24 protein-coding genes and 3 pseudogenes are annotated in these 19,849 nt (G+C 42.9%); 6 read left to right on the top strand and 21 right to left on the bottom strand.

Translation table 11 applies throughout. The features are described 5' to 3' along the window. Positions 1-53: 53 nt before the first annotated feature. The 10 genes from QNO02_RS16365 to QNO02_RS16320 form a co-directional block, all read right to left on the bottom strand. Positions 54-347, bottom strand: coding sequence for a hypothetical protein (locus tag QNO02_RS16365; RefSeq protein WP_289389336.1), 294 nt, complete (start codon positions 345-347; stop codon positions 54-56). A gap of 129 nt (positions 348-476) precedes the next feature. Further along, positions 477-716: a hypothetical protein gene (locus QNO02_RS16360; RefSeq protein WP_105410444.1), complete on the bottom strand. Its 240-nt coding sequence runs from the start codon at positions 714-716 to the stop codon at positions 477-479. Between the two features lie 72 nt (positions 717-788). Further along, the gene (locus QNO02_RS16355) at positions 789-1,748 is read right to left on the bottom strand and encodes a hypothetical protein (RefSeq protein WP_289389335.1); all 960 of its coding nucleotides are present in this window, start codon (positions 1,746-1,748) and stop codon (positions 789-791) included. Positions 1,749-1,861: 113 nt separating this feature from the next. Next, positions 1,862-2,203: a hypothetical protein gene (locus QNO02_RS16350; RefSeq protein ID WP_105410446.1), complete on the bottom strand. Its 342-nt coding sequence runs from the start codon at positions 2,201-2,203 to the stop codon at positions 1,862-1,864. Between the two features lie 101 nt (positions 2,204-2,304). Further along, the gene (locus tag QNO02_RS16345; RefSeq protein WP_289389334.1) at positions 2,305-3,303 is read right to left on the bottom strand and encodes a hypothetical protein; all 999 of its coding nucleotides are present in this window, start codon (positions 3,301-3,303) and stop codon (positions 2,305-2,307) included. 55 nt (positions 3,304-3,358) lie between these two features. Continuing rightward, a complete protein-coding gene (locus tag QNO02_RS16340; protein WP_289389333.1) occupies positions 3,359-4,096 on the bottom strand; it encodes a hypothetical protein in 738 nt (245 codons plus the stop codon). Positions 4,097-4,118: 22 nt separating this feature from the next. Continuing rightward, positions 4,119-4,424, bottom strand: coding sequence for a hypothetical protein (locus tag QNO02_RS16335; protein ID WP_289389332.1), 306 nt, complete (start codon positions 4,422-4,424; stop codon positions 4,119-4,121). Beyond that, positions 4,414-4,833, bottom strand: a complete 420-nt coding sequence (locus QNO02_RS16330) for a hypothetical protein (RefSeq protein ID WP_289389331.1) — start codon at positions 4,831-4,833, stop codon at positions 4,414-4,416. The genes QNO02_RS16335 and QNO02_RS16330 overlap by 11 nt, the downstream gene beginning before the upstream one ends. 52 nt (positions 4,834-4,885) lie before the next feature. Then, the gene (locus QNO02_RS16325; protein ID WP_289389330.1) at positions 4,886-5,407 is read right to left on the bottom strand and encodes a hypothetical protein; all 522 of its coding nucleotides are present in this window, start codon (positions 5,405-5,407) and stop codon (positions 4,886-4,888) included. 806 nt (positions 5,408-6,213) lie between these two features. Then, positions 6,214-6,336 (bottom strand): maltose acetyltransferase domain-containing protein, encoded by a 123-nt coding sequence (locus tag QNO02_RS16320; RefSeq protein ID WP_289389329.1) that lies wholly within the window; start codon positions 6,334-6,336, stop codon positions 6,214-6,216. Between the two features lie 568 nt (positions 6,337-6,904). Here QNO02_RS16320 and QNO02_RS16315 point away from each other — a divergent pair. After that, positions 6,905-7,957, top strand: coding sequence for a MerR family transcriptional regulator (locus QNO02_RS16315; RefSeq protein ID WP_289389328.1), 1,053 nt, complete (start codon positions 6,905-6,907; stop codon positions 7,955-7,957). A 117-nt stretch (positions 7,958-8,074) separates the two neighbouring features. Here QNO02_RS16315 and QNO02_RS16310 read toward each other — a convergent pair whose 3' ends face one another. The 6 genes and pseudogenes from QNO02_RS16310 to QNO02_RS16285 all read right to left on the bottom strand — a co-directional run bounded on the left by QNO02_RS16310 (position 8,075) and on the right by QNO02_RS16285 (position 12,012). After that, positions 8,075-9,508 carry an alpha/beta hydrolase family protein gene (locus QNO02_RS16310; RefSeq protein WP_289389327.1) on the bottom strand — a complete coding sequence of 478 codons (1,434 nt, stop codon included), beginning with the start codon at positions 9,506-9,508 and terminating at the stop codon, positions 8,075-8,077. A 217-nt stretch (positions 9,509-9,725) separates the two neighbouring features. Continuing rightward, positions 9,726-10,075, bottom strand: a pseudogene (locus tag QNO02_RS16305) (alpha-N-arabinofuranosidase); the annotation flags it as partial. A 36-nt stretch (positions 10,076-10,111) separates the two neighbouring features. After that, positions 10,112-10,552, bottom strand: coding sequence for an acetyltransferase (locus tag QNO02_RS16300; RefSeq protein WP_433581115.1), 441 nt, complete (start codon positions 10,550-10,552; stop codon positions 10,112-10,114). 25 nt (positions 10,553-10,577) lie between these two features. Continuing rightward, positions 10,578-10,954, bottom strand: a pseudogene (locus QNO02_RS16295) (DUF4180 domain-containing protein). A 13-nt stretch (positions 10,955-10,967) separates the two neighbouring features. Then, complete coding sequence (locus tag QNO02_RS16290; protein ID WP_289389326.1) at positions 10,968-11,390, bottom strand: GNAT family N-acetyltransferase; 423 nt, start codon at positions 11,388-11,390, stop codon at positions 10,968-10,970. A 40-nt stretch (positions 11,391-11,430) separates the two neighbouring features. After that, a complete protein-coding gene (locus tag QNO02_RS16285) occupies positions 11,431-12,012 on the bottom strand; it encodes a TetR/AcrR family transcriptional regulator (RefSeq protein WP_289389325.1) in 582 nt (193 codons plus the stop codon). A 195-nt stretch (positions 12,013-12,207) separates the two neighbouring features. Here QNO02_RS16285 and lpdA point away from each other — a divergent pair, with 195 nt between their 5' ends. The 4 genes from lpdA to QNO02_RS16265 all read left to right on the top strand — a co-directional run bounded on the left by lpdA (position 12,208) and on the right by QNO02_RS16265 (position 15,915). Then, entirely contained in the window at positions 12,208-13,608 is a 1,401-nt protein-coding gene (lpdA, locus tag QNO02_RS16280) for a dihydrolipoyl dehydrogenase (RefSeq protein WP_289389324.1), read from the top strand. A gap of 70 nt (positions 13,609-13,678) precedes the next feature. Continuing rightward, complete coding sequence (locus QNO02_RS16275; protein WP_289389323.1) at positions 13,679-14,101, top strand: HlyD family secretion protein; 423 nt, start codon at positions 13,679-13,681, stop codon at positions 14,099-14,101. Further along, complete coding sequence (locus QNO02_RS16270) at positions 14,085-15,233, top strand: ABC transporter permease (RefSeq protein ID WP_289389322.1); 1,149 nt, start codon at positions 14,085-14,087, stop codon at positions 15,231-15,233. The genes QNO02_RS16275 and QNO02_RS16270 overlap by 17 nt, the downstream gene beginning before the upstream one ends. A 97-nt stretch (positions 15,234-15,330) precedes the next feature. Then, the gene (locus QNO02_RS16265) at positions 15,331-15,915 is read left to right on the top strand and encodes a GNAT family N-acetyltransferase (protein WP_289389321.1); all 585 of its coding nucleotides are present in this window, start codon (positions 15,331-15,333) and stop codon (positions 15,913-15,915) included. Positions 15,916-16,113: 198 nt separating this feature from the next. On the opposite strand, the gene QNO02_RS16260 is transcribed toward QNO02_RS16265, so the two are convergent. Then, positions 16,114-16,554 carry a DUF2178 domain-containing protein gene (locus tag QNO02_RS16260; protein WP_289389320.1) on the bottom strand — a complete coding sequence of 147 codons (441 nt, stop codon included), beginning with the start codon at positions 16,552-16,554 and terminating at the stop codon, positions 16,114-16,116. Then, a complete protein-coding gene (locus QNO02_RS16255; RefSeq protein ID WP_036613900.1) occupies positions 16,555-16,761 on the bottom strand; it encodes a helix-turn-helix transcriptional regulator in 207 nt (68 codons plus the stop codon). 197 nt (positions 16,762-16,958) lie between these two features. Here QNO02_RS16255 and QNO02_RS16250 point away from each other — a divergent pair, with 197 nt between their 5' ends. Then, positions 16,959-17,198 carry a PhzF family phenazine biosynthesis protein gene (locus QNO02_RS16250; protein WP_502921886.1) on the top strand — a complete coding sequence of 80 codons (240 nt, stop codon included), beginning with the start codon at positions 16,959-16,961 and terminating at the stop codon, positions 17,196-17,198. Between the two features lie 103 nt (positions 17,199-17,301). Here the strand turns inward: QNO02_RS16250 and QNO02_RS16245 are convergent, their stop codons facing one another. From QNO02_RS16245 to QNO02_RS16235, 3 genes and pseudogenes are all read right to left on the bottom strand, one after another. Continuing rightward, positions 17,302-17,526 carry a hypothetical protein gene (locus QNO02_RS16245; protein ID WP_289389319.1) on the bottom strand — a complete coding sequence of 75 codons (225 nt, stop codon included), beginning with the start codon at positions 17,524-17,526 and terminating at the stop codon, positions 17,302-17,304. A gap of 10 nt (positions 17,527-17,536) precedes the next feature. Next, positions 17,537-17,754 (bottom strand): annotated as a pseudogene (locus tag QNO02_RS16240) (DsbA family protein); the annotation flags it as partial. Between the two features lie 37 nt (positions 17,755-17,791). Then, positions 17,792-19,768, bottom strand: a complete 1,977-nt coding sequence (locus tag QNO02_RS16235) for a sigma-70 family RNA polymerase sigma factor (protein WP_289389318.1) — start codon at positions 19,766-19,768, stop codon at positions 17,792-17,794. Positions 19,769-19,849: the final 81 nt, after the last annotated feature.

Here is a 19,849-nt window from a genome sequence, read left to right as displayed (position 1 = left end):
CTCTGGGCTAGCAGGTAAACTCACTAATGAAACCATACGAAAGATTTTTTAGATCAAGTGATCTGCCGCAGCTTATTATTATCTAATTTGGGAGTAGAATCATAATTTTCTTCTTTCCATTCATACACCCACTTGTCCATTTCAACTATATGTGACTTCTTCTCCACCCTTGCCAGGTGAATCCCCTCGACCGTGGTATCAATAAATATCCCCTGATCCAATGCTCCGACAAAGTCTTTTGCTTCAATTACATACCTTTTGTATTCAGCATTACATAAATCGTAATCTCCAATACAAATTAAACCCATTTCGTTGTCGTAAACTAACCAAAGTCCTTCTTTGTCCATCCAACTATCCCCCCCAGTAAGTAAATATAGGCGATCATTTGACATGTTTACTCAGGTATTTATAAGAACGTTTCTATCTCAAGTGATAGGTAATAAAATCTAACCTCCAATGATTGCAACACAATACGATTAAGAAATAAGGATGAATAAAGTAATCAAGCCCAGCACACAACAGCCTAGAAAAGCTTTTTGTCGATTAAGGCTTTCTTTAAACTTCAGAATTCTGAAAAACGCAACACAACCAGCAAATATAAGAATCAAATGTTCAGTTCTTTCTGGAAATAAAATAAGACCTGCAATGCCCCATAAAGATAGAACTAAGTAATACAAAGCAAATGCTAGAAAAGGAATTTTATTGATAAGGTACATTTGAAAATTTCTCCCGTCATCATGTTCTACATAAGTTGTTGAATCCTTTGGTATCTATGAAGTTGGAACTGATTACTCCTTGAGTTTGGTATCATTCGCGAGTACGATATTTCGTAGGACGGATTGAAGTTCATCTTGTTTGAAAAGTTCCATATCCATAATCTCTTTATCATATCCACACCATGTTTCCCAATTGATAAAAATATCGATTTCACATATATCTGGATCATATTCAGTAATCTCTTCGGGGTTGTCATACAACATGAGAACTATGTCCATAACCTCGTCTTCCGACATTCCATAATGCGGGTCAATGTCAGAAGCTTGCAACTGAATGTAAGCAATTAAAATTTCCATGACCTGTGGTTCAATAGATGAATTCATTATGCATAAGGTGTCATCAATGCCGTAGGTGTGTGTCAATATATATGCATATAGGGTGTGTGAGTTAAGTTTCTTCTTCTGCAACACCTCTTGTAATCTATTTTCTCTGGTATCTATACGTCGCTCATCTCGTTCTGACTGATCCGAATGTTGAGAGGGTTCATTTAGTGCCGCCACTGCTTTCCAATCTTCAAGAGTGAAATTTCGTCCTATTACCACTCGTTCAAGTGAGAAAATACCTTCTCTTTTCAAGATATTATCTTGGAGAGATATATTATCGTCGTGCTTAAACGAGGCAAGGGTGTTTCTATTTAGCTCAATCTTTCCTTCAACTAAAGCTGCAAAAGGAACGCCGCTTTGCAAAGTAGGATAAAATTGAATGTCCACCATTTGTAGTTGGATACAGTATGGACCCTGAAGATAGACCAATCTCTCTCCGATAATTTGTTGGAAAATGGATTGAATACTTACTAATTCACCGGATAAAGTAATTCCAGACTGTGGTTTATATAAACCGAAAACGATGTGAAACTCATCTTTGTTGTGAGGAGCGATCTCAATCAAACTATTGGAACGTTGAAGGTATTCAATTTCGGAAACATGCACCAAGTGCTTGCTGCCATCGCGATCAATTACTGCGTATTCCATGCGAACTCTCCTTTGATATATACAACAATTAAGTTTGACCTTCATAGTCATACCTGGTAACTGCACCATACATGCCTGAATGCAAATGTTAATTACCACCGATGAAGATTTAATTATTTCTCAGGTACTACAATAAAGGGCCGAGCATTGAGGATTATTTCTGAATTCGTATTTACTGGTTTTTGGCCATCCCCTGGATCTTTACGTGCTCTGAGTTGTTCTTGTACGTTTCTAATAGCCCGCTGAAGCTGGCGTATTTCTTCTTGCAGTTCCACAGGTACATCCGTATATTCCAGGACTGTTAATCCCCATGATACGTGATGAGAAGCATTTCCAAGATGCACTAACGATTGAAAAATATAGTCATCCTGCTTACCGAGTTGCTGGAAATCTTCATAGTTTGGTTGATGAGCTGCGTAGCTACCAAATGGCTTGTCTGAATTTAAATCATTCATTTATTATTCTCCTTGATGAGCCTGTCAAACAAATGACGGGCTTCATATTGTTTAAATATTGCAGGGCAATAGTGTCCAGATACTGATAAGATAACGGCTAATCAGTCCTCTGTGTACCATTCATCATCTTTTCGTAACTCTCTAACCGATTCATGTTGAGATTCACCGCCACACTCCGGACAGTTCTCCCAGCAGATGAGGAGGCTGTCTACCCACTTATTGTTACAATTAATGCATATCCAGGGCATAATTTTAGTTATGTCCTTTCCCTCTGTTGTACAATTGTTTTCTCCACCTACATCCAATTCACCGTCTGCAGTCATCGATTTGACCTTCAGCAAAATTTGCTCAGTTTTTTCATGCAGTTCCTTCACTAATCCATCAAAATACTTAAAATTGATAACCCATCGACCATCTTGATCTGGTTGACGTGGGAATTTGAACATTGTTCTCTCTTCAATCTTCATGTGCTGCTGACTTATCCCAACATCTGGTGATTTTTTTCGCTCATACTCGTTCCAAACAATCACATGGTGCGAATTCTCGGGCTCGTTCTCGGTACTCACAAAAGATTGCTTTTCAATTCTGGCAAGTACTATGCGTCCCTCTCCTTCAGATCCATGAGAAGAAAACTCGTTCTTCACTGCCTCAACTTTCCCCTCATACTCTTCAGAAGCCTTGTTGTATTCCGCCACACACATTAGGCCTTCCTGGTTGTCCCACACCATCCATAAATCAAATGTATTCTTAGTCAACTCTACTGGCTTAAATTCGTTCTCCCAATCTTGAGGGTGTGATTCCTCCATTAGTGTCATATAAGCAGCCGTTGCCCGCTGTAAAGGTGTAGCGTCTAACAACCAAGCGATACCTTCCGGCGCCATATGACCTTCCACACTGTAGAATATGTTCGCCTCCATCAGGTTGGATAAATTTGTTACATAACTCTCAGCGTTTACTTGAAGGGCCTTACTTTGAATTTTCAGTGAAGCGGAACATTCATAGGTGTAGCAGGGTTCATCATATTCATCCATACCTTCAAATGAAGTCAAATCGGCAAGCGCTGCGTTTAGCTGTTTATCCGTCATGGCGTTTATATTCATGTTAATTCTTCCTCTCCTAAACCTTGAAATTTTGAGCTGTGATGCGTAGGTCCAATTAACTCTTCGATCGTTTTGACAACAAATCTGGCTTAAGTCTGTAGTGCCTCTTCCCGCTGATTAACATACATTCGCACCATTCCGATTCATAATTTGATAGCGCAGCAGCAAGACTGTTTTTTGGCGATGAATAATGCGTACTGCACCTCTCCAGTAGATCCGGCAGTGACACCCATCCATCCTGGCATCTTAAGTTAGCACGTTCATGATCATAGCGGTCATGCATCCGTTCAAGAAATTCCCTGACCCTGAGCATGGTAGTGCGATATGCGGTAACGTGACCGCCTTTGTTGCTTCCTGCATCCGGTGAGTGGGTCAAGTGATACTCCGTTAGAGCTTCGCGTAGAATTGGCTTTATTTTGCGGTTTAGCTTTGCTCTAATGACGTTGTGTACCTTTTCCTCTGACACATATAAAAGACCTATCCCATACATTTTCATAATCTCAAGCGCAAGCTCTGGCACAAAGTTACTTATGAGCTGACCGTGCACGTATCTTACTGGAGCAGGGACAGCAGCGTAAACAAGGTTGGCGTGCTCCCTCCAACCTACACACTGGTCCAGTAAGACGAGAGAAAGTGATGTTTTAAGTTCAACTACCGTATCAACTGGACCATGTAGCCCAAGCAAGTCGGCCCTGCGGAGTGTTCCCCTCTTAGGCTGAACCTCTGAGAAAACAGAATTCCCTCCATATTCAAGCCAGGTTTTCACTGGCAAGAACAGTTCAGTCTCTTTCATTCTCCACCACTCCTTCCTGTTATTAGGACTGTGTTTTCATTGAAGGAATTAATTCTCTCGCGGCCAAGAGTTCATCTACCCTCATCTTGAAGTCTTCTGCAGCAGCATCGTGATGATTAGCGGTATCTTCAACTTCAGGGAATAACTGATATGTAAGGTCATTAATAAGGTCAAATCTTGTAAGTCCTTCTCGCCGGTAGGCCTTTATATTATTTTTGTATTTGTAGATTTCCTCAATACCTGCCGCTAACCAGATCTCCAGAAGCGTCCGTTCTAGCTCTATCGTTGATTTTCGTAAAAGAGCTTTCTTTGCTTCTTCAAGTTCCAATCTGAGTCGATTTAGCTTCTGCTTGTGCGTCAAGCATTTCGCATAGATTTTCACCACGTTTAGATTTATAATCTCTCAGTTCTTGAATAGCTTTGTCCCTATCCATTTCTGCATTGGTCAGATCCGTATGTCCATGAATTGAAACTTGGGAGTTTGATACATCCTCAGTTAATTTCTTATTCTTAACAATGACATGTTCCAAGGTTAGGAGTATTTTCTCTAATCCGCTATTTGGACGAACTAGCATATTCTCAATACCGCTACCTGGACAGATTGTAATTGCAGTACTCGTGTCTTCAGATCGCCCTGGATAGTTGAACAGTAATTGATCGCCTGCCGTCCAGAGTATCTGCCCATCATCGATTAAGTCGAATACTTTATAACTCTGGTTATCTAAATTCACACTCATCTTCAAAACCCTCTTCATGGAATTTTTATTGTTGTAATTAAGTCGTACTAAATTACAATTTGTTTACGGTTAACCTGTCAGATACATCAATGTCCCAGTGATGCAATTCTCCAAGAATGAGTCGCTGCTGTACGTCTGTCATTCGATCCAGTTTAGTAAGTAGCCATGTCACTTGTTCATTTGTTGGTTTATTCTGACCGAGCACATGACAACCAGAATTCCCCTGTTTGTCCACCCATGGTAGGCATCCAAACTTTATGAAATTTGGTACCTTGTTAGTGTCACCTTCAAAAAGCTCTACTTTGTATTGCTCCACAAGTCTCACAGCCAGGTCTTTATGCTCCTGATAAGCACACTCATGAAATACACCATCTGGTGCGAGAAATCCGGAAAGCCCGTTATAGTCTCTTGGGCCACGTCTGACTCTATTGGCTTTCACTGCTACTGAATTGGCTTTCTCTCGAATTTTCGTTAAAACTAACTTGTCATCATTACTGACAGGTGCGTCATGATAGTCTAATAAACTGATGATCCAACTTGCTTCTTTTGACGATAGATATACTTGTTGTCCCATATGAGCGTCACTCCTTTATAAATTATTGACTCATTGTAAGTTACAGTTGCGTCCCCATGGTCTTTGCTGTTTGCCGGATCTAGAGTCAATTCTGCATCCGGTCTAATTCATGAGCCCCTATTCCAACGTGTTTCCCAGTTTATTAGGATCATCGTAGAGGTACACCGGCCCTTCCCAGTAATACTCGCACCGTTCACATTCCCGTTCCACGTACCAACAGCCTAATGACTGATCAAAAGTCCACTCCTGCTGTTTGTCACTGCACCAACAATCTGTGACCATTTTACGGGGAGGGGGAGGCTTACTATAAACCTTAGGAGTTTTGAGTGCTTCGATAATAGGTGCCTTTTCCGACATAGCTTTTCTGCGCTTCTTTTTCCAAAACCACATTTCTTCACCTCATAAATTTTGATAATGGTGCAGCTGACGCAACTAACCAGAGTAAGAAGATGCTATACAGGGCTTTGATGCTTCTTCATAGGGGTTGCGTACAACGCCTCCGGCTGCAAAACAGGAGATATTCGGAGTGAATCCTTTACAAATAAATTTGGAATCTCCCGGTGTAGAATGTAATAACTAGAATGATGACTGTAAGACCGATACATGCTCCTTCCACAACCCCTCCCCAGCGTGAACCGGTACTCATGAGGTTAAACTTTAAACGATACTTTGTATAAGCCCCGCTTATTCTTTGCTAGTACACATAATAAAGATCTTCCCCCGAAAAAATGTACAATTCCCGCCCATCTCATAATTCTTATATTCTACAATGAAGTGATCTTTTTTGCGTTGTCTTGTCGCACATATTATTTCTTCTCCTCTGGATCGCAACTATTATATGTCTTCACAAGTTTTTGAGCTCGTAAGCTTTTTTCTCGAAGTTCCACCGTCTCACGTTCGTAATACACTTTTCCTTTGTGTTCTTTCATTATTATTTTCCAGGAAAAATGATCAACTGCCCGTTAGCTTAATGAATTAACAGGCAAAATAACAATTAGATATTAGCCTAATCGGCAATGGGACTATGTTCTTGTCCATTTCGGTAATCGGTACAAGTTCTTGTCCTTGGCTCGGGACAAGAACTTATACCGATAAAACAAAAAAGCCGCTAAAATAGCGACTTTAATGGGACCATATTCTTGTCCCTCGACAATTCTTTCCCCCTTGTTTATATAGAATGCACACATTATTTCAATTATAGGTTGCTTTCCCTCCCTAGCAGAAAGATTACAAACCCGGGGTTAAAATTCAATGTAACCTGCCATTCTGTTCATAGAGGCAGGCAACTAAGAGATATAAAAACAGCGGCATCGCAGGATACGGATATCCTGCGATGCCGATGCTTAATTCATGCGATAAATGCTGTTCCGTCAGTGTATCAATGCATCTCCCTCGTATAATTCAATATTTCACTCTATCCCTTATTATAGTGTGCTGCGATCTGAGCCCGGAAAGTAGTCATATTGAGTCTCCCCTAACAGGAGATGATATACTACAATGACAGAGGTGAAAGTTATGCAGCATAAACAAAATGAGCTATCTAATATGCAAACATTTAAACAAGAAACAGCAGACACCGTTTTATTCTCCATTGGAGAGACTGCGCAAATGATAGATTCTAGCGTAAAAACGGTTCGGTATTATGATGACATACAATTAGTAAAAGCATCCTTTGTGAATAACCGCGGGTACCGCTTTTACACAACAGAGGCCATATGGCGTCTACAGCTTGTTAAAACACTTCGTGAACTAAGATTCGGAATTGATGATATCAAGAAACTGCTTTCCGGGGAAATATCGATGGAGACCTCTCTGGATTGGCAAATAGAAACGTTACAAACGGAGGTTCAAGCATTGAATGGCATGATTGCGATATTGAATAATGCCAGAAGTATAACTAATGATCACAGCAAGGATTTCCAGAAGAACCCCTCCCCTTTTCTTTCACACATTCATGAATTAGTTCATATCCAAAAGCAAAATCAACAAAACAGACAGCAATTTGTTTTAGCCAAAATAGAAGAGATCGGTTTTATGTCAGATATTCCAGCAGAATGGCAAGATGCTTTTTTCCATTACTTCAACAAGTACATTCTTGCTCCGGAAAATTTGTCTGCTAAGCAACTCATGGCATGGAAGGAGTTAAAAGAGCTGATTAGCTCCCCTGAATTTATTGCTGATCTCCAACGTGTGGAGTTTCTGTTCGTTAACATCGCTCAGCATCCAATTTACGAGACTAAGGAATGGGTCCGTCTCATGCAGAGTATTCAGAAACGATTAAGTACTGCCTTGAGAAACAACTACGAACCTCATAGCAGCTATGTTCAAGCTATTGCTAATGATGCAATAAAGCTATATTCCCATTCTGACACTATGAATCACAGCAAGGAGTTCCTTCACACGATAAAAGCCCATATAAACAAACTCGAAACCAAAAATTTTAAACGATCTGTTAGGCTTTGTTCCATACTTAGTCCAAAATTTGAACAATTGTCCCGAAGAGACGACTTGTTATTTCGGGGCTTGAGATGGAAGCTTCAGCAGATTTAACCTGTAAGATACCATAGAGAAGCCAGACACCGTCAACTTAAAACCATTGGTCAGAACAACATCTGACAACTCGGTTGCAGTTTAGAATGACTGGCTTTTTACTTCCAGCTTTTCAGCTTATTTCTCGCCTTTTTCTAACGTAAACAGCTTATGCTCGCCTATATTTTGATCAAGCAGTTTCAATGGCTCCTGCTTCAAAAAATGATTAAAGAAATCCAGCGTGTATGCATTGATCATCGGATACGAGTCCTTTAAGCTTATACCTCCCATCCATTCAAATAATGGCGAGGTCAGATACAGATCGGAGAAACCCATATGCGACATATTACGCAGTGTTAGCCAGTAATTTCCGCCATCTGTAATATGATCATATCGTTTGAACAAATCTGTCAAAGAGGCAGTTAGTGCGGGATCTTGAATATATTGCTCAAAATATCTGGATTGATCTGCACTCATCATAAGAAACGGTTTATTCAAGCCCCCCTCAGGCACTCGCAGCTTACCATAAAGCACACCATCCATATTCAAAGCTGCCTTGATTCGAGGGTCGGACATTAACAATTGTGTACTTGTTGCCCCGCCAAAGGAATGTCCAAACATTCCGATACGCTCCAAATCCATTCGGCCTGTAAAACGATGATCTGGATCATGAGCAGCCAGTATTTCGACCTGATCTAAAACAAATTTGGCGTCCGCTAACCATATTTCATTGGTTTGATCCATCATCTCGACCGTCTCATCCTGTCCTGGAGTAAAGTAAGCAACCGTACCGTCGGAAAATTGAGAAACCGTACTGTTATAGGTATGGTCAATACCTACGACTATATAGCCGTGACTAGCAATTTCCTCGATTTGAAATGTATTTTGATTTTTATGACCATTCAAGCCATGTGAAAAAATCAAGACAGGGTAAGCTGCTTCCTCATCTGAGATGTCCACATTCTCAAGTGAATGTGTTTTTACATAGCCTATACTGTTAAACAACTGCTTTGGCATATCTAAAAGTCGGTGATAGCCTTCTGCCAATAATGCCCCGTCTTGTACGTATGGACTTAAATCTGCCTTTGAATCCTTATTAGCAGGGTACCAAATTTGTATCTTAAGTTTACGCTTATCACCATCACTTGGAGTAAACGTTTCCTCTCTTGTTGCGTCTGTCCACTCATAAGATGTGGTTCCTACCTTATAAACTCCTGTTGGCTCTGAAAAAGTAAAAACCGGCAGTAATAGTGGCAGCGCTACAGCTACAAAAGCATAAATGACAGCTGCTATCATTCCAATGCTCCTTTTCATTACGCTTGATTTGGAGCTTCTTAGCAGTGTAGACCATGGGAGTCTAGCTCGGACAAGCATATAGAGAGGTACAACAGCCAGGGCGTAAGCAGGAAAGAGCTGCCAACGCATGCCTTCCAGTATTCCTTGCAGAAGAGTTACAATAACCGATATGCCAAGGCTAATAATCAAGCCTCGCTCCCTTTTCTCTTGTCCAACCAAAATCCATCCCATAACCGCAATATTCCATAGGATGACGATAGCCTCCAGATTTCTCATATACCCAGCTCCTTTATCGTGTTGCGACTAATTACTTAAGAGCAAGTATATAGTCTCCTGTAAAGGGAGACTCAACCCCTGTTTTGAGCGATCATCCGGGCTATCTTACGTTTGAGTGACACAATTGATCCTCCTATCAAAAAAAGCAGCCCCGTCAGGAGCTGCCTCATGTTATGCCTAATCTTGTAATTGTATCTGTTTCCGCTAACCTGCCAGCTTACTCAGCATCCGGATAAGGATTGATCTTCTGAATCGTTCCGTCTTCGTTGTATTTTAGCTCGGAATATTTAACGCACCGCTTGTGGTTGACGCCTTCCGAGGGAGCTGTCAGATACCATTTGTCTTCAACTTGCACAATGGAGTGGTGGGTTGTCCAGCCGATAGCCGGAGAGAGAATCTCGCCCTTGAACGTGAATGGTCCCATCGGATTCCCGTCTTCATCGACAATCGATATCTCGTCTTGCCCTGGAAGGACAGCATGTCGTCGCTAAGCAGTGCAACTTGGGGTTCAAGCGCCGGCTGGTCAGGAGCCGGTCCTTTTGCAGCTGGCACGAAGCTGCCAGTCTGCTAAATTAGCGACTTCAACGGGAATATTCTTATCCTTTATGAGATTTCCAGATGCAACAGCGGGAACGGATTACCAGATCCATCGAATTCGGAGCGTCCGATTTGAACAAACCCCATTTTGCTATAGAATTGTGCAGCTCCAGGGTTCTGTTCGTTGACATCCACCTTTAGGTGGTGTCCTTTGATCTTGATGGTATGTTCAATCAGCCGACGCCCAACTCCCTGTCCATGCTGACTTGGATCGACGAATAACATCTCAATAAAGTTATCTTGCAACCCGATAAAACCGACAGGCTGATGTTCTTTATCTAGAGTTTCCCACACCTCGACTTGCCGTTCCTGTAATACTTTGCTTACCACATCCCGATAGAATTGAATGTGTTGCTCCTCCAAAAATGTATGTGTTGCTCGAACAGCTCTCTCCCAAATCTGAACCAGTCGTTCCTGATCTTGTTCTCGATATGACACAATATTCATCTTAATCTCTCCAGTCTCTCTTTAGTTAACTTAGATCACTGTTCTTGCTTAGCTTTTCAATAGCCAGTTCTTCCTTTGTTACGAAGAATATATCGTTCCCATTGTTGCTTTCATAGATAAAATCTCGAAGACTTTTGCTGGTATACCCGGAAAAATCACAATGATCGCAATTTTGGTCTGGTAATTGATGAACTTTTGCAACACTTCACCTGCCAGCCGTGTTTTCAGATCAAAAAATACTTCACTGACAGCAGATTTGTTAACTATAATACGGTGACAATCGGCCTCATATCGAACCGTAGCCATAAGATCGATAGCGGATTGAACATCGGTAATTAATTGTTCATCACTCGTAACGTAAGCAATAGATACTCCATTTTCGTTTATTTTTCTGATATTCATGTCTTCTTTTCCCTCAATCCTTATATTGTAGAACCCAATATCTTGATCCAGGCTCACCTTCTTCTACGACAGCCTTCCAGCCTTGCTTTTTATAAAATGTGAGTGCTTTATCATTATCAGAGACACACTTTAATGTGACTGGCGTTCCCAATACGGCCACGGATTGCCGGAGTAACTGCTTTCCCACCCCTTTGCCGGCAGCACTCGGGTGCACAAACAGATTATGAATAAAGCGGTCAGGTACATATAGTGATGCAAATCCAAGCACTTGATCGTTTTCCTCTGCCAAAAGAATCTGTTCTTCCGATGTATCCCGGTCAAAATCGTCTAGTCTCATCTCATCGGCATTAGCCCAGTGAAAGCTCTCCCGCCGGGAATCCAAATAAATATGTCTCAATTGTGGATAGTCTGCAATACGGGCTTCTCTAATGATCATCCGATCAATCCCCCATTCCTCTGTTTCATCAATGTCGTTGTTACCTGGAACCGACCTTTACCATTTGTTTGGCCTGCTCACGACCTGCCTGTAACAAGTCATCACTGAACTTCGCATCACTAACTGCCCGTGCAAGTGCAACGGTACCCACCATACTGCTTACCAACGCATAACCATCAGCGGTATTCATGCCAGCCATAGTTGTAATAAACGCGATAAAGCGTTGCAACTCCTGTGTGTAAGCTTGCCGAATATCCTCCGATAATTGGGATACCTCTCCCGATAAAGCTGGTAAGATACAACCGACTTCCGTCTGATCTCGATGCAGGGAACTTAAATAAAAATCAATGACAGCCTCAATCGAGGTCTGATCTTCCTCTTTGTTTTTGTCTGCGATTCTCTGCAGCATTTCAATGGTGTCACTAATGGCGAAATGACAGGTCTCCATCACAAGCTGATCCTTATTTTCAAAATGGGAGTAAAATCCCCCATGTGTCAGTCCAGCACCTTTCATAATATGTGGAAGACTAATATTCCGCACGCCGTGGGTTCGAAATGCTTTGGCTGCGCTGGTAATAATATGGTTCCGAACTTTGAGTTTGTGCCCTTTCGGATAAGGCATCAGGCTTCCTCCCTTTGTAAAGGTCTATATTTAATGTTTTTTTAAAATATTATAGTTATCATATTATCTAATGTCAATTCACATATCAGCATCTTCAGCAAAGGGAGAGCGACTACAAATGGAGTATTGACTCCTTTAAAATATGATGGATATAATATATTATGATCATCATATTTTAATTTGGAGGTACCAATCATGAATTCATTAGAAGTCGTAGATACTCTGGTCATTGGATCAGGGCCTGGCGGTTATGTGGCCGCATTACGTTCGTCACAACTGGGGATGAAAACAGCCATTGTAGAGCGCCAACAGATTGGAGGTGTATGTACGCATGTAGGCTGTATTCCTTCCAAAGCGCTGATTGCTGAAGCGGAGCGTCTTCATTTACGCAGACAATGGGGCGCTGTTGACGGAGTTTCTTCTTTTCAGGAGGCTCAGGTGTTTAAGCAAACTGTGGTGGATAAGCAGTCTGGAGGGGTTCGGTTTTTACTTAAAACGGCGGGTGTGACTGTTATCGAAGGAGAAGCAAGTTTAATTGATGCGAACACCGCTGAAATATATCATGCTGAACAGCATACGCGTCGAATAGTCTTTAAACATCTCATCCTGGCAACGGGTTCCCGTCCGATTGAAATAAGCTCTCTTCCTTACGGCGGACGGATTCTCTCATCCACTGAGGCGCTATCGCTGCCCGACATTCCAAAGAGTCTAGTTGTGGTTGGCGGCGGTTATATTGGCGTGGAACTGGGTCAGATGTTTGCGAGATTTGGAACTAACGTTACGATGCTCGAGGGCGGTAAACAGATTTTGCCCGGATTCGAAGCAGAACTTGTTGCACCTGTCGTTCGTCAACTAAAAAAGGATGGGATAACGATCTTGACCGAAGCTAAGGTTACAGGAGCAGATCAAAATACGAGTCATATCGATCTTCACTATATGCGTCAGAATGAACACCATGTTGTTCAAGCTGAATATGCGTTAATTACGGTGGGCAGGAAACCGAACACAGATGGTACCTTGGGACTTGAAAATATAGGTCTGTCCCCTACTCCACAAGGCTTGATCGAGATTGACAAACAGTGCAGAACATTCATCCCGCATATTTATGCCATTGGAGATATTGTTCAAGGCCCTGCTTTGGCTCATAAAGCTTCCTATGAAGCAAAAATTGCAGCAGAAGCTATCGCAGGTAAACCCTCTGTCATCGACTACAAAGCTATTCCGCTCGTTGTGTTTTCTCACCCGGAGGTTACGAGCGTTGGTCTTAGCGAAACGGCATGTAAGGAAAAATCAATTCCTGTTGTCGTTGGCAAATCTGTTTTTTCTATTAATGGCCGCGCACTGGCTCTGAAAGAAACTGAAGGATTTGTCAAAATCCTTGCTCATGCTGCGTCTGGCCTTGTATTAGGTGCACAGATTGTAGGCGCTGAAGCATCTACTCTTATATCTGAGCTTTCCCTTGCGATTGAGATGGGAGCCACGGTAGAAGATATAGCCATGACCATTCATCCGCATCCAACGCTAGGCGAAATCATCATGGAGGCTGCAGAACAAGCCCATCAGAGAATGGAACAAAGGAAACTGGAGATCGTTTGATTACGCTTGGAAAGTTGTGTATGGACCAACTCATATCATAATAGAGAGTAATAGGATAGGAGAGATCATCTTGAAGTCTAATTGGAAATTGTATATCGTTATAACTTTGATCATTATTTTGGCAGGCGGTTTGTTGATCGCAAAAGGTACAGACGCCGTGAGTCAGGCTGAAAGTAAAAAGCAGGGAATATTAAATACTGAACCTAAGACTGAAGGTTTTTATGTTGATCTATATATTCCGGAATCGCAGATTAACCAGTTTCGAGCAGATCAAAAGGTAAATGTTCGTTTTCCATATCTGGAGAATCTTCTTGTAAAGGAAGGTGTGGTTACGTCGATATCCCCCTCTCCTCAATTCGCCAATCTGCGCATGACGCGGGAAAAAGGCCAAGCTGATCTAAGTATGTTTCTGATCCGGATTTCAATTCCAACAAGTAAAGATTTGCTTCCAGGGATGACTGCGGAGGTGCAGCTTGATGAAATCACTGGCTGATGAATGGAAGCACATACGCGGCAGTAAATGGATTATTATTATTTTTGCTGCTCCTCTAATTGCAGCTGTATTTTTCGGGCTCATGTTCTCCCAAAATCAATTGAGTGAAACACCGGTTGTGGTTGTGGATGAGGATCACTCTTCGTATTCAAGGCAACTCATTGAAGAAATCAATGCTTCTCAATATATGAAAGTCACGAATGTATTTCCCAATCGCCTCTCTCCGGATACGCTGCTGGCAAACGAGAAGGCAGTGGCAGTCATTTTCTTGCCGGACGGATTAGAGCAACGTAAAGACAAGGGACTGTCCTCAAAAATCGGGATTTGGATGGACAATACGATGCCTTCTAGCTTGAGTGGTATCCGGCCTGCAATTCAAGAAATAATAACAACTGAAAATATGACGCTTGCTGTATCACGTCTTTCTCAAACCGGCATGGACATCGAATCAGCAAAAGCTCTGGTGTCCCCGCTGTCTCAAGTGCAGCGCATGTTATATAATCCAAATTCAAGTTATATGGGTACCATGGTGATTGGATTTGTAAATATCATTATACTGATGCTCACGACGGGTGCGGCTGGCGCGATCGCTCCCCGCCTTCGGCAAGAGGGTAAGCTTTTGTCTGCGGGGACTTCCCCCTTCCAGCTATGGATTCGGGTCTTGCCTTATGTGATATTAAGCACCTGCTCTGCCCTACTCAGTTATGGGATGTTAAAACAAGTGGGACATATGCGATTCGAAGCGGCACCGTATGTCTTTATCGTTCCTTTATTGCTGTATTCGATGGCATTATGTTTGCTCGCGATGTTACTTGGTTATTCTGTTCAAAACGTGTCTAGAGTTGGTGCCAGAATGAGCTTGATCCTATATCCATCATTTCTAGTAACAGGTATTCAACTGACGCCGCTTGCATTTCCAACATTTTTTCAGGTTACAGCATGGGCTCTGCCTATGAATTGGCTCAATCGCATGATTCGTGGAATGGCCTTTAGACACGGTGAGTTGACTTTTTATGGTGTAGAGCTAGGAGCCTGTATACTGATTATCGGTTTGGCTTCATTAGGTATAGGATTATTCCTGCGAAGAGAATCACAGGTGACAACGTCAACACTTGAAGCAAAAGCAGTTTAGGAATGGACAATCGCCGCATGCCCGTGAGAATGATAGGCTGCGGCGATTTATGTTAGAATCAAAACCAGAGAAATACAGAAAAAGTGAGGTTTATGATATGAAGAAATCAAACGAAGTATATTGCGTGTCCGATCGTCTTGTTATTCGAAAGTTTGGTTTGCAGGATGTACATGCATTCTATCAATACCGGGCTAATCCAGATGTTTCCCGTTTTCAATCCTGGGAGAATTATACGCTCCAAGATGCTGAAGCGTTTATCCGCAAACAAATAGTACATTCCCCTAACCAGCCCGGGACCTGGTTTCAATACGCAATTGCCCTAACGGAGTCGGATCAACTAATTGGCGATTGTGCCATTCATACACGTGCAGATGAACCTCAGATTGTCGAGCTCGGATTCACTCTTGCACCTGAATTTCAAGGAAAAGGATACATGAATGAGGCAATTTGTGCCCTGATGGACTATGTATTTGGCGCCCTAAATAAACATAAGCTGATCGCTTTTGCCGATGTAAGGAACACAAAGTCGATTCAAGTGTTAGAACGATTGGGCATGAGACGTGAAGGACACCTGCTCGAAAACTACAAGTCTAAAGGCATCTGGATAGATGAGTATCAATATGCAATGCTGCGATCGGAGTGGTTGAACAAACATGGGGTCATCCATGCTATGAATAATTAATGCTGGAACATTTTGTTATAGAAAACTCTTTTTTTAAAATTCGAGTAGCTGGGTTATAGCGGGATTGCGGGATTGTACATGAGTATATTTTCCCCGTGATGATTAAGTCTGTTCCGTTGATCGCCATTCTATTGATGAGCTGTTACCTAGCCTCTCATGGAATGGAATTTACCTCTCTCCTCTGCTTTGATCTAAACCTTAAATTTTTCTCGCATAATACATCCACAGTGCAAAAAATACGATTAAAACAAATAATAAGCAAGTTAGTAAGGTGTAGAATATCAAGGGATTAAAGAAACCGGCGATCACGGAGGCAATGCCCAGACCAATGAGAATGATTGCTGCGCTGAGTGTGCCGGCACTCTGGAGTATCATTACACTCCGCTCGTCATTCTCCTCAATATACTGCTTCTTCAGCTCGGCTTCATTATTGCTGGCTTTTATATACCTGACGAGGAAAAAAGCGATGGCCACTTCAACCCCGATAAAAGCCCCTGTGTGAAATCCCTTTATAAAACTAGGTAAATCGGGTAGTCCACCTTGGTAAAATATAAGTCCTACATAGATCAATAGGGTAGCAGCGGCTACCAGTGACAGTACGTTTTTGCGAGTTTTTACTTTAATCTTGTACTTGTCCATTTACATTTCCTCCACTTCGCTGAAATCAAAAACATCTTCAATGGCGAGTCCAAAAAAATTGGCAATTTTGTAAGCAAGAATAAGGGAAGCCGTATACTTTCCCCTTTCAAGAGAGGTGATGGTTTGCCGGGTAACACCAACAATTCGTCCCAGCTCTTCCTGTGACAGCTTATGCTGCTTACGCAGTTCTGCAATTCTTGTCTTCAAATGATCACGTCCTTGCAATGTTTACTTTGCACTTTTAGCATAGTTCACTTTGCATTATGTGTCAAGTTAACTTTGCATTCTATTAGGTTGAACCTGTTTTTTTTCAATGTCCACCCTAAAGGGTGCATTTCTCCTCAAAATGTTTGCACACTCAGTTGGTTTTTTCTTAAGAGTTACCAGACGGTCTTGTTGTCTCGATTACAGCGAAAAGCGACAAATTCGATTTTGTATCTAGAAGCTTTTTTCCAAAGTTAAACGTAAATGAATATCCAGTATGGGGTTCCGCGTACTGTAACTTCATTCCCTACTGGGCAAAAAGGTTAACGGTAAGACAGCTTTCTAAACGTGGTGAAATTTTATACTGCTATGTACTTGTCCATTCCGGCAATCGGTACAAGTTCATGTCCCAAGCCAAGGACACGAACTTGTACCGATAAAACAAAAAAAGCCGCTAAAATAGCGACTTTCGATGGGACAATGTTCTTGTCCCTCGACATTTGCGTCCTACAGGTGCTGCAATAAACGTCTCTATGCGTTTCCTTAGTGTGTGCGGTTTTTGTTATTGCTGCGTGCTCTGGTTAGGCTGCGATACGTTTCTCCATGCTGAACCATACCAATGAGAATACGAGCTAGCTTTCCAATAAGTTTAACATCGATTGCATCTTGCGAATCCCCCTTTTTCACATTCTGCTTATGCCAGCGCTTGAAGTTCGGTTGGTGACGCGCAAGCTGGAGCACCGCCAGAAACAAATACTTTCTCAGCATGCTGTCCCCGCGCAATATTACGGTTGAACACAAAGACCACTTCTCTGGCTTTCTCAAAAACTCCATCGCTCTTCCTGCATGATCTCGCTCGATGACCTTGTATACACGGGACGGTGGATAGGAAGAAAGGATGGGATCGTCCTTCCATAAGGAACCATCGATGGGCATTCTGAAATGGACACCAACCTCCTTCCAATGCTGTTCTACGTCCGCAGGCTTTTGAATGCCTTCCAGCCCTTAGTTTCGGGCTAGATTTTTTTGTTTGTCAGTAAAAAGTATTTTCGTATAACTTCCCCGTATGCGCATCAAGCACTTCGGGTGTCCGCTCGTGCTGGCTACCAATCATTCGATACACTAGTTCGTACGGGGCCTCTTCCGCCCTAGCATTGTGCATCCGTTCCCATTGCAGACGCAGCTTGGCCTGTGCCGTCCATCGGAGGATGGCTGTCTGGGAATCAAATGAAGGCACGGTCTCCAGCTTCATTAACTGTTCTGGCCTTATGGAGGGGGACATCAAACTTTTGACCCTCCCATTAGAGCGGTCAACAGCTATTTGATAGCATTCATACCTGACAGATACGTCTTGAACATATACACCAAAGCGAATGATTTCCAAACGATCTTCGTCGTCAGTCTCTTCAGTTAGAAGCTTGAGATACGGCAACATTTCGGCTGCTAGTCCTCGGACATAGTCCATAGCTACTTCTACACATGCGTCTCGATCCCAGGTTAATGGAGCTAGTTGATCTGGCTTACCATGCGAAACAAAGTCAATCAGTTGTCCGGTTTGGCTGTCTACTCGCGCCTTGACCGCTCCCTCCATCTGATCAGCCCAATAGGCCTTCCAAGACTGGTCATTCTTGTCCGGACGCTCTTCATTCTGTTGCTTCCACACCATCAACTTGGTGTTCAAGCCAATATTGTCGTCTTGTACTAACTGAAATTGGTCGTTGTCTACGCCAATCCACTCTTCTATGCTTCGTGCGTGCGGGAACTCACCTGGCCACTCGTCCAGAGTTCTTGGGTCAGAGGGTACAGCTTCTGCCCTATAGGCTGTCGGAACTTCCTCCTGTGATGATGCAGTATAGATTAGTCCTCTATTTCGGGGGGCGTAAACAAGATGGACCTGATCGTCACCATCCGTGTACACGGCTTTGTCCAATACGCAATATTCCACATGTAGCAAAAAATTCGCCTTCATACACGCCATCTGTTCCTCTTCTGGTGTGATCATGGTTGGGAGTGCTGGCCCTGGAACGGTTCCGTAGTACCTAAATCCGACCACGCGACCGCTGGGGTGAACCATAATCAGGCACCCCGTCTCAGGAAGCGGCAGCCCCATCGCCTTCTGCTGTCGTGTGTACCCAAACATCCCTTCCATCCACTCCATCTCACAATACGGAAAATTACGCAGTGCGCCGGGATAATGATCTTCCAGGAATTGCTCTGCCTGCTGTTTGAGCTCCTCCTCAGATAGCCATGTCTCGTTGTCCAATGCGGCCCAGGAAATGGCATAGTCTAGCAAGTTTCCGTCCCTGGAAATCGTGGCAGAAACGGCGTCATCACTCCCCGTTTTAACCCATAAGAATCCCGCTTCTCCCTTCCATGTTCCCCTCATGGTGTTCTCTTGATAGTCATTGACGATCAGATCATAATCCGATGAAACGGCAAACTGGTGCTCTGCCTGTTGTCTTAACTGCAGACGTAATGTATCCATGTCTCGTTCGAGAAAATCTTGAACCATTTCGTTGCGCAAATGTTCCAGCCCCTTCCGTAATTGTGTTTTTACAGTACCTAATGGCATATCCAGGAGATGGGCGATTTGCTGCTGGGTCAGGTCCTTCTTATATTTTAAGAACAGGAGTTGACGCAGCTTCGGATTCAGACTGGCCAATGCACGCTCCAGATCCAGGGTTTGATCGATATCATTAACGACCAATGGCTCTTGCGCCTGCGGGTCTTCGCTCAGGTGAACACGCTTGGATTTCTCCAAATGATTGAGCGCCCGGTTCACCACAATTCTGGTAAGCCAGCTCTCAAACGCTTCGGCTTGCTGCAGCGTTTGCAGTGACTCATAAGCCTTAACCAGGGCATCCTGAACGATATCCTCCGCATCTTTGGACTCCCGTACATAATGGCGAGCCACTCGGTGCAGCTTATCCGTTCGATCCTTTATAAGAGAAACGAAGGCATCGTGATCTCCGTTTTGTGCGGCGTTGATTTGTTGCTGTGCATCGATCATTGTCGTTCACCTCCTGTTGTATAGACAGCTAACTCGGGGGTTTGGATTTAATTAATGTAACATTATTCTGGAACTGACCGA

The organism is Paenibacillus sp. PK1-4R (assembly GCF_030369595.1).
In the GTDB taxonomy this organism is placed as follows: Bacteria; Bacillota; Bacilli; order Paenibacillales; family Paenibacillaceae; genus Paenibacillus.
Note: the sequence above shows the minus strand (reverse complement) of the source record. Positions and strands in the feature narration are given on the sequence as shown.